This is a genomic window from Haloglomus salinum (genome assembly GCF_024298825.1).
GTDB classification, from domain to species: domain Archaea; phylum Halobacteriota; class Halobacteria; order Halobacteriales; family Haloarculaceae; genus Haloglomus; species Haloglomus salinum.
Window position 1 is genome coordinate 973,698 of record NZ_CP101153.1, and the last position, 13,745, is coordinate 987,442.

A 13,745-nucleotide genomic window follows, 5' to 3' on the forward strand; every position below is an offset into this window, starting at 1 on the left:
GGGTCAGTTGTTCTCCTTGATCTCCCTGAACTGGTCGAGGAGTGCCTCCGTCGAGTCACCGGAGTCGAACTCCACCTCTCCCCGGTACTCGTTCCGCTCGTCGTCGAAATCGGTGTCTACGGTGGTCGACTTCTCTTCGCGGCGCTCGTGCTCGTCCTCGTCATAGGCACCCATTGACATGGTAACTACACCCGAGCGTTATCAGTTGTCAATAATCAATCTATCGTGTGGGATAGCCGGGCGTTCATATACCAGCCGCCCAGAACCGGGGAGCGAACGACACCCGGCACCGGGCTCGGGCGCGCCAGCGGTCGAACGGGAACGATTACAGGTTCGGGTGTCGAAGGTGGGGTGTGGCAGGGCCACTCCGATTCCGCCGGTCACGCGAGCACTGGGGGACCGACCGGGTCCGTCGCGAGCTGCTGGAGCCGCTGGACGAGCGGTTCGGCGCCACGCTCACGGACCCGTGGTTCACCCCCGAGGGCTATCAGGCCCGCCGGCTGGAGATGGACAACGGCGACTTCGCCCTGTTCTGCTGGACGCACAGCGGCGACGACGGCAACCCCGACGCCTACTGGCTGGGCAACACGGAGACGCCCGAGGTGCTGTGGCGGACGGACAAGTACACCTTCGGCGAGGCACCCGCCGAGGTGGGCGCGTGGGCCGAGAGCGAGCTGTTCGCCCGGCTCGAGGTCGAGGAGCCGTGGCTGGCGCGCCACGAGCACCTCTCGCGGTTCTTCCTCCCCGTCCTGTTCTCGAAGGACGGCCGCGAGACGACCCGTGAGTTCTTCGCCGACCACGCCGCCGGCTTCCCGGACGCCGACCGCGACGAGGCACTGGCCTACTACGACGCCTTCCTCGCGACCGGCGCGCTGGACGAGCATCGCTACACGATGGCGGCCAAGCTCGGCACCTCGGAGGGCGGCGACTGGTTCCGCATGGCCGCCACCATGTCCGAGTTCACGACCGCGAAGCTGCTGACGGACGCCGGCCTCGACTTCGAGCCGGAGGTCCAGATGGACAGCGGCCACGCGCTCGACTTCCGCGTGAACGGGCAGCTCGTGGAGGTGACCCGCCCCCGACCGCCGACCCGCCGCCGGGCCGACACCGCCGTCGCCGCCGTCCGGCAGACCGGCAAGTCGAAGAACGACGGCCAGCTCCGCGAGCACCCGAACGCGCTCCTCCTCGTCGACTGCTCCTCCTTCCGCGACGACGAGTGGCGCCGCGTCGCCGGCGAGCGACCGGCTGTGGCCCACCGGCCGACCATCGTCTTCCGCGCCCGCCCGGACGGGAGCTTCGAGGGCTACCGGGTGGGCGGCTGTCCGCTCGATTTCGGCAGCGTCATCGACTGGCAGGAGTAAGACACCGATACCTCACGATTGTTGCCACATATTCAGCCAAAGGTGGAATTTTCTGTAATATCTTCACCATAGATATTCAAATATCGGTATGTTTCTCGGATGGAGCTGAGAGGGACAGAGTCGTGCCCCCGGACTCACTCCCCACCGATGCGACTCCGCGTCTCCTCGGCATCCCACGCCGAGTCGCTGGAGTCGCCGCCCGTCTTGTACGTCCCCCGTGCGGTGGCCAGGCGCTCCCCCTCGCCGTCGGTGATGACCACGTCGACCGTGGCGACGGACTCGCCGACGCGGGTGCACTCGGCCTCGCCCAGCATCACCTCGCCCGTCCCCGGCGCGAGGTAGTCGATGCGCATGTCGATGGTGGGGGTGATGTCCTCGACCGCAGAGATGACGGCGGCGCCGCCGACCGTGTCCGCGAGCGCGTACGTGACGCCCCCGTGGGCGACGCGCGTGAGTGGGCTGGAGGAGTGGCGGTCCTCGAGGTCGATACGGCCCTCGGCGTGGCCGTCCTCTGCATGGGTAATCTCGATGCCGACCTCCTGGTTGAACGGCATGTACTCGAACATCGACTCGACGTCCATACCCGTCGCTGGTGGGGCGCGGGCTTAGGCGGACCGCCTCGGATGTGGGGGCGGGGTCCGGGACGGCGTCACTCCAGCGCCGCCAGCACGTCCTCGTAGAACCGCTCCTCGCGGTCGGCGACGGCGTGGACGCGCTCGGCGGCCTCGTCCAGCAGCGGCGCCATGTCATCGTCGGTCTCGCTGGCCTCGTAGAGGATGGCGGCGAGCGACGACCAGTCGCCCGCGATGCCGTGCATCTCCTCGGCGAACGACTCGTCGAGGCCCGCCGCCTCGCCCAGTTCGTCGAGGAAGGGCGCGTACAGCCCCCGGAACGCGCCGCCGCCGGTCCCCCGGCGCTCGACGTTCTGGTAGGCGAACCGGGCAATCCACTGCGGGTCCTCCAGGTCGGGCCACTCGGCCATCGAGTCGGCGAACGCGTGCATCCCGTCGAGGCCGTGGGTGCCCATCCCCATCGTGTCGCCGAGGGTGTCGCGACTGGCCGTGGCCGGGTCGAGCATGTACTGCGCCGTCTCCCGGATAGCGTCGCGGGCGGCTGCGCCGACATCGGCCTGCGGGTCGCCCTCTGTGACGATGTAGCGGTTGTCCAGCGGGAGCATGTCCTTCGACGCCCACGCCTCGCGGAGCGAGGAGAGCGGGAGCGGCTGGACCTCGTCGAACTCGCTGTCGGCCATGTACGCGACGCCCGTGCCCGCGTCCGGGTCGGCGTGGGGCGCCTCCGTCGCGTCGGCGTCCTCGTCGTAGCCGACGACCAGCAGCGAGTGCGGCGCGAAGTGCGTGTCCGTGTCGTAGTAGTCGAGATAGTAGAGGTCGACGAACACCAGTACCGGGTCGCCGGCGTCGAGGTGGCGCTTCACGTCGCTCCAGGCCGTCTCCCAGTCGTCGCCGCGGCGCTCCGTGTGGGGGATGGAGAGGTTCTCGAAGAAGGCTTTCTCCAGCCACAGCGGGCGGCCGATGAACATCCGCCACGGGTCGATGGGCAGTTCGAGGTAGACGAAGCCGAGGCCCGAGCCCAGGCCGAAACAGCCTGGCTCGGAGAGGTCCCAGTCGTAGTGGTCGGCGAGGTTGCGCAGGGAGGTAGAGCCACAGTGGGCTCCCGTCTCGTGTTCGAACCCGTCGATTCGCATGCCGGCGGGTCGACGGGGTCGGGCTTAACGGTTCGGCCGGTTCCGGCGGCCGGTCACGCCTCGGCCTCGGCAACCGAGACCTCACCCTCGCTCGTGACGGTCACTGGCCGCTCACCGACCGGGCGCGAAAGAAGGGGAACGTGGTGTCGAGCGGCCTTCAGACGCGGAACTCGATGGCAGCGCCCTGCCCGAAGCCGACGCACTCCGTGGCGAGGCCGAGTTCGGCGTCGTCGCGCTTGTGCATCTCGTGGATGAGCGTCACGGGCAGGCGCGCACCACTGGCACCCAGCGGGTGGCCGATGGCGATGGCGCCGCCGTTGACGTTGAAGCTGTCGTCGTCGAAGCCGAGCTGCTCCTGACAGTAGACGGTCTGGGAGGCGAACGCCTCGTTGAGTTCGACGAGGTCGTAGTCCTCGGCCGATGTGCCGGAGCGCTCGAACAGCCCCTCGCTGGCCGGGATGGGACCGATGCCCATGACCTCCGGCTCGACGCCGGCGACGTTGTTGTTGCCGACCTCGGCCAGGATGTCCAAGCCGTGGTCCTCGGCGAACGCCTTCGAGGTGAGCATCGTCGCGGCGGCGCCGTCGGAGACCTGGGAGGCGTTCCCGGGCGTGACGGTGCCGTCGGCCTTGAACACGGTCGGGAGGCCCGACAGCTTCTCGGCGGTGGTACCGGGGCGCAGGCCCTCGTCCTCGGTGACGGTGATCTGCTCGCCCTCGTCGTCGTGGCCCTCGATGGGGACGATCTCGTCGTCGAAGCGGCCCTCCTCGGTGGCGGCGACCGCGCGCTGCTGGGAGCGGGCGGCGTACTCGTCCTGGACCTCGCGGGAGATGTCGTAGCGGTCGGCGACCTCCTCGGCGGTCATCCCCATCTGGAGCGACGCGATGTTGTGCTCGTCGTTGAGGCCGGGATGGATGGCGGAGTTCTGGCCCATCTTCACCCGGGACATGTTCTCGACACCTCCAGCGATGATGCAGTCACGCTGGCCGGCGCGGATGGCGTCGGAGGCCGAGATGATGGACTGGGCCGAGGACGCACACCAGCGGTTGATGGTGGTCGCCGGAGTCTTCTCGCCGAGGTCGCTCATCAGCGCGATGACGCGGGCCAGGTTGTTGCCCTGCTCGTCGCGCTGCTGGGCACAGCCCCACATCAGGTCGTCCACCTGCTCGCCCGAGAGGCCCGTCTCGGCGAGCATCTCGTCGATGAGCGGGATGGAGAGGTCCTCGCTCCGGACCTCGCTGAAGACACCGTCCTCCTTGCCCTGGGGCGTACGGTACGCCTGAACCACGACCGGCGTGTTGTCTGACATACGTTCCCGAGGAACCGCTCCGCGTGCATAAACCCGGCCCCTTCGGTCTGCGGGCCCTCAAGGGGATGTAGGGCCGAACGCCCGCGTGCGCGGTGGGCTGGTGCCCGGCTCAGAGCGGCGCGCCGCCGGGCAGGTCGCCATCCGGCAGGTCGTCACCGCTCGGAGCGCTCGCGCCGACCGCGACGACCGTGTTCGTATCCGACGTGCCGGGGACGGTCGCCCACGGCGTGTCGGCTGCCGCGTCCACCGGCCGCGCCTCGGCCGGGCCGAACGTGTACCGGTTCGAGTCCGCGAGAGCGTCGGGCGCCTCCACGAAGTAGGTGTACTCCGTGGTACCGTCCGGCGCCGCCTCGCCGTCGAGGTAGACGTACTGCGGTCCGTTCTCGGCCGGCTGTTCGACGCGGTCGACATCGCCGCCGACCACCTGCCACGCCGCCGGAACGACATCACGGACCGTCGCCGTCTCGTCGGGGTTCGTCACCGCGAGGTCGACCTGGTCGGTGGCGCCGGCCGTGAAGACGCGGCCGTCGTCTGTTCGCGAGCCGCTCTCGACGCCGAATCGCTCCTGGGTCGCGTCCACGCCGACGGTCAGGTCGAAGTGGCTCTGCACGTCGTGTCCGTTGACCACGCCGGGCACGTTCACCAGCTTCGCGACGACGACGTAGGTGGTCGTCTCGCCGGGGGCGCCCGGCACGGTCACGGTCGTCGAGGGCGCGCCGGTGAGCCCCTGTGCCCGGGCGACGATGGTCGGATCGCCGCGTGCGCTCGGGTTCGCGGGGTCGTAGACGAACAGGTCGATGTGCGGGTCGCCCGCCGCCATCCCCCTGTTCCCACCCGAGAGGTGCGACAGCGAGACGGACACGTCCAGCGTGCCGGCGGGCGCCTCGACGTAGCCCGCCACGGCCCGCGAGTCGTGGGGAACGTACAGCCCCAGTTCCTCGCTGGTGGTCGCCTCGGCGGTGCCGTCGGCGGCGGCGGGTGTGAGGTCGCGCGTGACCGCGTCGACGGCGGCGTCGGGATTGACACGGCCGTACCCCTCGAACGGGTCGCGGCCGCCGAAGTCGTAGGTGGGTGCCTTCGGCGGGTTCTGCGCGGCGTGGTACGGCGCGGCCGTGAAGACGGACTCGCTGGCGGTCGCGAGCAGCAGCGCCTTCAGCCGGTAGACGTCGGCCTCCTCGGTCGCGGCCGGTTCGGGGAGTGTCAGCGGCTCGGGCCGCTCACCCTGCCCCGGCAGGCCGTCCTCCATCGCCTGTGCTACGAGGCCAGCCACGCCGTTCGTGTACGGCGAGGACATCGAGGTGCCGGCCTTGTCCGTGTAGTCCCGCGGGGCGAACGGCTCATCGGCGCCGGGGTCGGCGGTCCCGTCCGCGTCACCGTAGGACGTCGACGGGTCGCCGTTCTTCGCCGCCCGGGCCAGCTCGTATATCGAGGGAATCGGGTAGTTGACACCGACAGGGAGGTCGATGGCGCTCCCGACGACCGGCGGGTTCGTCGCCAGTCCGAGGCCGATGTTCGCGAGCGCGTCGGGCCCGATGTCGCCACCCGGCGCCGTGATATCCGGTTTCGTGTAGGCCGGGTTCGACTCGGCAGACTCGTCGCTCTGCTCGTCCACGCCACCGATACCGCCGGAGGAGTACGTCGCGATACCGTCGAACGGGCCGGTCGCGACCACCGAGATGGCCTCGTCCGCGGCCGCGGGCCCGCCGTTCCCGTTGGCCGGCGTGAAGGAGTTCCCGGCCGAGGCACAGACCAGTATCCCACCCTCGGTGATCTTCCGCACGTCGGCGCGGGTGGAGGAGAGCTGCTCGACCTGTCCGAGCGGCAGGCCCTGGAGCGGTCCCCAGGACATGTTCACCGACCGGATGTTGAACGCCTCCTTGAACGCCTCGGCGTGCTCGCCGAGCGTGGTCGTGGGGGCACCGAGTCCCTGGAGCCCGACGATGCCGGCGTTGGGCGCGACGCCCGGGTGGAGCGACTGCACGTCGGTGTCCGGGTCGGCCTGGCCCGTCGTCGTCTCGGCGTGTGCGGTCGCGCCGACGGCGATGCGCTCCAGCGTCCCCCCGGTCGGGTTGCCCGCCTGTGCCTGCTCGGCAGCGCCCTCGACCACGACCTCCGTCTCCCGCGGCCGGACCTGTACGGTGTAGGTCCCGGACTCGTCGACGGGGTGCTCGACGATGATGGAGTCCTTCCGGACGGGCGACTGGTCGAGCTCGCGCCCCTCCGGGTCGAGGATGTAGATGTTGACGTTGGTGCCGAAGCCGGAGGCCCAGACGCTCTGCCCGGCGTCGGCCGCGACCTCGTACTCGAGGAAGTCGCCGGGCAGGAGCGTCGCGTTGGGCTCGTGGACCTCGCTCGTCTCGACCGTGCTGGCCCGTCCGGAGCCGGCCATGATGGAGGAGACGTGCGTCCCGTGGCCGTTCTGGTCCAGCGGCTCCTCGAAGCCGCCGTAGTCGCCGCTGGTGTACCAGCCGACCGTCTTCGGCGTATCGATGTCGGGGGCGAACGGGTCGTCCACGTCCGCGAACGGCTCGATATCACCGGTCGGTGCAGTCGTGGTCTCGCTGCTCCCCCCACCGACCTTCTGGACGTACGTCGCGCTCACCGTGTACTGGCCGGCGACGCTGGTGTACAGCTCGGCGACGAACTGGTAGTCCCGGCCCTCGGTCACGTCGACACGGAGCGTCTCGGGATTGTCGGCGGTCGCGGCGCGCCCCACTTCCGTCCGCTCGTCGGTCACGTCGTCGATGCGGAACTCCAGGTCGTTGCCCGGTGGCGTCCAGGATAGCTCGGCGTCCAGCTTGCTCGTCACGTCGGCAGTGAACGTCGCTCCCCTGACCTCGGAGAACTGCTGATTCGGTGCGGCGAACACCCCTGGCGTGAACGTTCCGCTGTCGGACTCCGTGAGCGGCTCACCCGCTTCGGTTACCGGTTCGAATTCGGCGGCGCCGCCACCGTCGCCGCCCGTGCCCCGGGTGAGGGTGAACCGACCGTCCTGTATCTCGGCTCGAACGCCGTTCCACGGCCCCAGGTCGGGGTGGCGCCCGTCGACGCCGGAGTCGGTCAGCGCGAGGGTCCGGTCGCGACGGCCCCGCAGCCCCCGCTCCCACACCTTCCGGGCCTCGACGGCCCGCCAGTTGAGGAACCGCTCGTCGATGCTCGGCTGCTCGGCGCTCCCCAGCCCCGGTCCCACGGCGGCCGCGGCCGCCGTCAGCCCGATGCCCTTCAGGAAGGTCCGGCGTGGAACGCCGGAGTCGTCACCTGGCATGTGTGACTAAATCGTTAGTCAGCAGGGTCTAAGGGGGTTCTGACAATCCCATCCAAACGTCCATGCTGGCAGCTGATGGGGCGATTTTCTGGAGTAACTCCCCCATAGTTAACATAGACGTTCAATAACGGTTCGTCCGAGGGGATGGAAACGGATTTGCCCCCGGCCCGCACAGCACCGACGAATGCGCGTCATCATCGTCGGTGCCGGCGAGGTCGGCTCCGCCATCGCCGAGAGCCTCTCCGGAGCCCACGACGTGGTTGTCGTCGATGTCGACGCCGACCGCGTCGAGCAGCTCACCTACGAACAGGATGTCCTCGCCCTGCAGGGCGACGGCTGTAGCCTGGACGTCCTGCAGGAGGCCGGAATCGACGAGGCGGACATGCTCATCGCCTCGACCGACGACGACCTGACCAACATCGTCACCTGCGGAACCGCCGCCGTCGGCGGTGACCCGTTCACCATCGCCCGCGTGAAGAGCCCCCAGTACCTCCACACCTGGGAACAGGACAACCGCGCCTTCGGCGTCGACTTCATGGTCTGTACGGACCTCCTCGCGGCCCGGACCATCGTCGGCGTCATCGGCCTCCCGACGGCCCAGGACGTGGACATGTTCGCCGACGGCGCCGTCCAGATGGCCGAGTTCGAGATCCCCGCCGAGTCGCCGGTCGCCGGCCAGACGGTGCAGGAGGCCGACCGGTTCGACTCGCTCACCTTCGTCGGAATCATCCGCGAGGACGACATCATCGTCCCCAGCGGCGGGACGACCATCGAAGCCGGCGACGACGTGGTCGTCATCGGGAGCCCGGAGAGCACGCGGGCGTTCTCCTCGGCCATCGCGCCCCAGGAGAACCGCCCCAGCGACATCGTCATCGTCGGCGGCGGGGAGGTCGGTTACCAGACCGCGCGGCTGCTGGAGGAGCGGGGCTTCTCCCCGCGGCTCGTCGAGCACGACCCCGGGCGGGCACGCTGGCTGGCCGAGCAGCTCCCGAAGACGACCGTGCTGGAGAGCGACGCCACCGACCGCTCCTTTCTCGAACGCGAGAACGTCGGCCGCGCGGACGCCGTCATCGCGGCCCTGGAGAACGACCAGCAGAACCTTCTCGCGACGCTGCTCGCGAAGCGTCTCGGGGCCGGCCGGGCCGTCGCCATCGTCGACACCGTCGAGTTCGCGGAACTGTTCGAGGCCGTCGGCGTCGACGTAGCGGTCTCGCCGCGCGAGGCGACCGCCGAGGAGATCACCCGCTTCACGCGGGGCCGCCACGCCGAGAACGTCTCCATCGTCGACGGCGACCGCGCGGAAGTGCTGGAGGTCGAAATCGAAGCCGAGAGCGTCTTCGCCGACCGGACCATCCGCGAGGCCGCTTCGGACCTCCCGGACGGCGTGGTGGTCGGCGCCATCACTCGGAACGGCGAGTTCGTCGTCCCACGGGGTGACACGGTCGTCGAGGTGGGCGACCATGTCGTGGTCTTCGTCGAGACCGACAGCCTCGAACAGATGACACAGCTGCTCTGAGACGCCCCGACGAGCCGTCGAGACCGACGATTGGGAACACGCCCGCGCTCGCCGGCGAGGCGGCGCCGGACGAGCACCGCCGGGTCGGGGACCGGAAGCGATGGATTGATTCGCACGCCGGAAAATCCTGGAGGCGTGCTACTGCTCGGCGTGACGGACGGCGGACGAGGGAGCCTCCGCGTCGACTGGCGGGCGTCACTGAGCCTCGTCGGGACCGTTCTGAAGTACCTCGCCGTGCCGCTGATGGTGCCGCTACTGGTCGGGGTCGTATACGGCGACGACGTGTTCGTCTTCCTCCTGACCGCACTGTTCACACTCCTCGTCGGGACCGGCCTCGAACGGCTCGACCCGGACCCGGACCTGGGCGCCCGCGAGGGGTTCCTGATGGTCGCCGGTGCCTGGCTCGGCGTGGCGCTGGTCGCCGCGGTGCCGTACCTGCTGGCGGCCCGCGGCGTGCCGGGCATCCTGCCGCCGAGCTCGCCAGCTTCGACGCTCGCGAACCCCGTCAACGCCCTCTTCGAGTCGATGTCCGGGTTCACGACGACCGGGGCGACGCTGCTCGGCGAGATATCGCTGGATCGGCACTCCCACGCCATCCTCATCTGGCGCCAGCTCACCCAGTGGCTCGGCGGGATGGGTATCATCGTGCTCGCCATCGCCATCCTTCCCGAGCTCTCCGTGGGGGGTGCCCAGCTGATGGACGCCGAGGCCCCCGGCGTCGGTATCGAGAAGCTCACCCCACGTATCGCCGAGACCGCGCGCGTCCTCTGGATCGCCTACTTCGCGTTCACCGCGCTGGAAATCGGCCTCCTGTACGGACTCCACCTCGCCGGCCCGCTGCTGGGGATGGAACTGGCCCCGAACATGGGCGCGTACAACGCCGTCGCGCACGGCCTGACGACGCTCCCGACCGGCGGCTTCTCCCCGGAGGCTGACTCCATCGCGGCCTTCTCCGCGGCCGTCCAGTGGGTCGTCATCCCGTTCATGGTCGTCGCCGGCACCAACTTCGCGCTGTTCTACGCCGTCTTCCGCGGTGACATCCGGAAGCTGGTCGACGACGCCGAGTTCCGGGCCTACGCCGGCATCATGGGCGTCCTGTCGGCGATACTCGCGGGCGTGCTGTTCGTCGGCGGCGCGCCCCCGCTGGGCGACCTCGGCGGCGTGGTCCAGGGGAACGTCGAAAACACCCTCCGGCAGTCCATCTTCCAGGTGGTCAGTCTCGTCACCACGACCGGGTACGCGACCAGCGACTTCGCCCAGTGGTCCGAGGCCGGCAAGTACCTGCTGCTGTTCGCGATGTTCATCGGTGGCTCCGGCGGCTCGACGGGCGGTGCCATCAAGATCGTCCGCTGGGTGGTCATCGTGAAGGTCGTGCGACGGGAACTGTTCACGACCACCCACCCGGAGGCCGTCCAGCCGATCCGGCTCGCCGGTGAGGTCGTCGACGAGGACGCCGTCCGCGGCGTGATGAGCTTCACCCTCCTCTACCTGCTCCTGTTCGCCGTCGGGACGGTACTCATCAGTCTCGACGTCTCCCGCGTCGGCTACGACATCAACACGCTGGAGGCGATGAGTGCAATCGCCGCGACGCTCGGCAACGTCGGTCCGGGCTTTGGCTCGCTCGGCCCGTTCGGCTCGTATCTGGAGTTCCCCGCCACGTCGAAACTGCTGATGGTGTTCCTGATGTGGATCGGCCGGCTGGAGATCCTGCCGGTGCTGGTGCTGCTGACGAGCGGGTACTGGAAGTCGTAGATTCTGGATCTCTCCTCGGGCCCCTCGGCATCTGTGAGAACGAGCGTGCGTGTGTACCGATTTGTTTGGTGTTCCTGGCGACAGCAGCAGCAACCGGTAGAAAGCCCCGGGGCGCTGAGGGGCCCCGCGGCTCGCTGCGGTCCTCGGTCGCTTCGCTCCCTGCGGTCCTTACGTCGTCCTCAGAAATCTCCGAGTTTCGAAGACAGCGAGACCCGGACAGTCGAGCAGCCAGGGGCTTCCAAGACGTTCCTTCCAGCAGCAAATCCAGCAGGCCAACTGACAAAGCAATCCCCTACCTCTACCACCACATCCGAGCGAGTACCCGGGGTGAGAACGTCCACTCAGGGGTCGAGCCCCTTCACCAGCGCCCGTCCGAAGACGAGCACCGGGATGATCTCCAGCCGACCGACCCACATGTTGAGGACGAACATCGCCTCGGCGACCGGGGGCATCGAGGGGCCGGTGATGCCCGAGGAGAGGCCGACGTTGCCCTGGGCGCTGGCGACCTCGAACAGCGCGTCGGCGTAGCCGAAGTCGGCGCCCGCGACGTTGACCAGAACGAGACTGGAGGCAGCCAGCAACAGTACCCACAGCAGGCTGATGATGGCGGCCTCGGAGAACTCCCGCTCCATCTCCTCGCGGTCGAGTCGGCGGCCGTCGATGTCGATGGAGACGACCGCGCTCGCCGGCAGGAACACACGGCTGAACTGCCACCGGATGCCCCGCGCGACGGTGTAGGCGCGGATGATCTTGATACCGCCGACCGTCGAGCCGGCAGCGCCACCGATGACCATCGCCACGGAGATGATGAGCTTGCCGCCGTCGCTCCACGACCCGATTGGGGAGGACTGGAACCCCGTGCAGGTGAGCGCGCTCACGAGCTGGAAGACGGCATCGCGGGTGGCGTCCGCGGCGAGCCGGTCCACGTACGGGACGGCGACGCTGGCACCGTAGTCGCTCGTCGGCGCGGTGAGCAGGTTCTGGGCGACCAGTATCAGCGTCCCCAGGCCGAGCAACACGAACAGCCACCGGGTCTGGAGGTCACCGAACAGTTCCCGGTAGTCGCGGTCGTGGAGGACGCCGTAGTGGACGGGGAAGGCGATGGCCCCCAGCGTCATCACCGGCAGGAGGATGCCCTCGATGAGCGGCGCGTTGTAGGTGCCGATGGAGTTGTCGGTGACCGAGAACCCACCCGTCGAGAGCCCGGTCATCGCGTGGTTGAGCGACTGCCACGCCTGCTCGCCGAGCGTCAGCGTCGACCCGTACTCCGAGAAGTGGAGCGCGAGGAAGAACAGGACGATGGCGAGGACGGTGTAACCGACGAATATCTTCCAGATGGTCCGGACGGTGGAGACGACGCTCGGGTGGATGCGCTCCTCGCGCGCCTCGGAGCGGTAGAGCGCGTAGCTGCCCGACCCGGGCCGTGCCAGGATGGAGACGGTGAGGACGATGACGCCGATGCCGCCGACCCACTGGATGACCGACCGCCACCACTGGATGGTCCGGGGGAGCGACGGCTCGTGGATGGCCATCGTCAGGCCGCTGCCGGTCCAGCCGCTCATCGACTCGAACAGTGCGTGCAGGGGCGACCGGAAGTAACCCAGGCTGGACTGCGTGGCCGGCCCCCACACCGTGACGGGGTCGTACGTCACGCCCGCGGGGACGTACGTCGCCATCGTCGACACCGGCGTGAGATGCGCGGTCAGGAAGAACGGGAGCGACCCGAACAGCGCGACCGTGAACCAGCCGCCGGCGGCGATGACCATCCCGTGTTTCATCACGGGAGCGGGGGCGTCGGTGAACGTCCGCCGCGCGAGGGAGCCGACGCTTGCGGTGAACCCGCCGGCCAGCAGGAATGCGAGCGCGGCGTAGAGCTCGCCCGCAAGCAGCGCCACGCCCACGGTGACGGTCATCACCAGTGCCTCGATGAGCAGCAGCGACCCGACGTCCCGGAGGACCGTCGCGAGGTCCGCTGGGAACCCATCGAACCGGTCCGGGTGCCGCGCCACGCTACCCACCCGCGCCCCCGTTCTCGGCCTCGTCGTTGGCGGGACGCGTCTCCGGGTCGGCGTGGTCGCCGTACACCCCGAACACGTCCGTCACCTCCGGGGTCGCACCCGAGGCGGAGTAGACCGTCAGCAGGTCACCGACTCGGAGTTCGGTGGGGCCGCTCGGGGTGATGGGGTCGTCGTGCCCCTCGCGCTCGATGGCGACGATGAGCAGCTCGTCACCGACGTGGCCGGCGGCGGCGGCCTCGGCGACGGTCATCCCGGCAACGGGGGCGTCGTCGGCCACCGCGATTTCGAACACCTCCGCCTCCTCGCCGATGCGCATGTAATCGACGATGGCTGGCCGCTTGACCGCGCGGTAGAGGTACTCCGCGATGAGGCGCTGGGGGTTGCCGATGGTGTTCACGCCGATGCGCCGGTACAGCGCCATGTGCTCTGGGTCGTGGACGACGGAGACGATCTCCGGGACGTCGAGTTCCTCGGCCAGCAGGCAGACCATCACGTTCGTCGCGTCGCGGTCCGTCGTGGTGATGAGCGCGTCTGCGCGGCCGGCACCGGCGTCCTCGAGGGTCTCCTTCACCGTCGCGTCGTCCTGCAGGACGAGGCAGTCGAACCGCTGGGCCGCTCGCTCGGCCCGCTCGGGGTCCCGCTCGACGACGACCACCTCGTTGCCGCCGGCGGTCGCGATCTCGATGAGCGGCGTCCCGATGTCGCCCGCCCCGACGATGATGAGGTACACGGCGGGTGTGTATCGGGGGGCCCTCAAACGTCTACCGTTCGATGACCGGCGACAGGATGTCGCGACGCACACCGCGACACCGCCCGGGG

At 69.2% G+C, this 13,745-nt stretch carries 10 protein-coding genes; 3 read left to right on the top strand and 7 right to left on the bottom strand.

Annotated elements, in window-relative coordinates; translation table 11 throughout:
- Nucleotides 1–3 precede the first annotated feature (3 nt).
- A complete protein-coding gene (locus NL115_RS04775; protein ID WP_254832061.1) occupies nt 4–180 on the bottom strand; it encodes a DUF5786 family protein in 177 nt (58 codons plus the stop codon).
- Between the two features lie 173 nt (nt 181–353).
- Here NL115_RS04775 and NL115_RS04780 point away from each other — a divergent pair, with 173 nt between their 5' ends.
- Nucleotides 354–1,361: a DUF5784 family protein gene (locus NL115_RS04780; RefSeq protein ID WP_254832062.1), complete on the top strand. Its 1,008-nt coding sequence runs from the start codon at nt 354–356 to the stop codon at nt 1,359–1,361.
- Between the two features lie 134 nt (nt 1,362–1,495).
- On the opposite strand, the gene NL115_RS04785 is transcribed toward NL115_RS04780, so the two are convergent.
- The 4 genes from NL115_RS04785 to NL115_RS04800 form a co-directional block, all read right to left on the bottom strand.
- Complete coding sequence (locus tag NL115_RS04785) at nt 1,496–1,942, bottom strand: PaaI family thioesterase (protein ID WP_254832063.1); 447 nt, start codon at nt 1,940–1,942, stop codon at nt 1,496–1,498.
- Between the two features lie 68 nt (nt 1,943–2,010).
- Complete coding sequence (locus NL115_RS04790; protein ID WP_254832064.1) at nt 2,011–3,066, bottom strand: BtrH N-terminal domain-containing protein; 1,056 nt, start codon at nt 3,064–3,066, stop codon at nt 2,011–2,013.
- 157 nt (nt 3,067–3,223) lie between these two features.
- Entirely contained in the window at nt 3,224–4,375 is a 1,152-nt protein-coding gene (locus NL115_RS04795; protein WP_254832065.1) for a thiolase family protein, read from the bottom strand.
- A 109-nt stretch (nt 4,376–4,484) separates the two neighbouring features.
- Complete coding sequence (locus NL115_RS04800; RefSeq protein WP_254832066.1) at nt 4,485–7,640, bottom strand: S8 family serine peptidase; 3,156 nt, start codon at nt 7,638–7,640, stop codon at nt 4,485–4,487.
- A gap of 184 nt (nt 7,641–7,824) precedes the next feature.
- Here NL115_RS04800 and trkA point away from each other — a divergent pair, with 184 nt between their 5' ends.
- Entirely contained in the window at nt 7,825–9,156 is a 1,332-nt protein-coding gene (gene trkA, locus NL115_RS04805; protein ID WP_254832067.1) for a Trk system potassium transporter TrkA, read from the top strand.
- Between the two features lie 135 nt (nt 9,157–9,291).
- Nucleotides 9,292–10,908, top strand: a complete 1,617-nt coding sequence (locus NL115_RS04810) for a TrkH family potassium uptake protein (protein ID WP_254832068.1) — start codon at nt 9,292–9,294, stop codon at nt 10,906–10,908.
- 341 nt (nt 10,909–11,249) lie between these two features.
- On the opposite strand, the gene NL115_RS04815 is transcribed toward NL115_RS04810, so the two are convergent.
- Both NL115_RS04815 and NL115_RS04820 read right to left on the bottom strand, forming a co-directional pair.
- Nucleotides 11,250–12,917 (bottom strand): TrkH family potassium uptake protein, encoded by a 1,668-nt coding sequence (locus NL115_RS04815; protein ID WP_350355288.1) that lies wholly within the window; start codon nt 12,915–12,917, stop codon nt 11,250–11,252.
- Nucleotide 12,918: 1 nt separating this feature from the next.
- On the bottom strand, nt 12,919–13,656 hold the full coding sequence (locus tag NL115_RS04820; RefSeq protein WP_254832069.1) for a potassium channel family protein: 738 nt from the start codon (nt 13,654–13,656) through the stop codon (nt 12,919–12,921).
- Between the last annotated feature and the right edge of the window lie 89 nt (nt 13,657–13,745).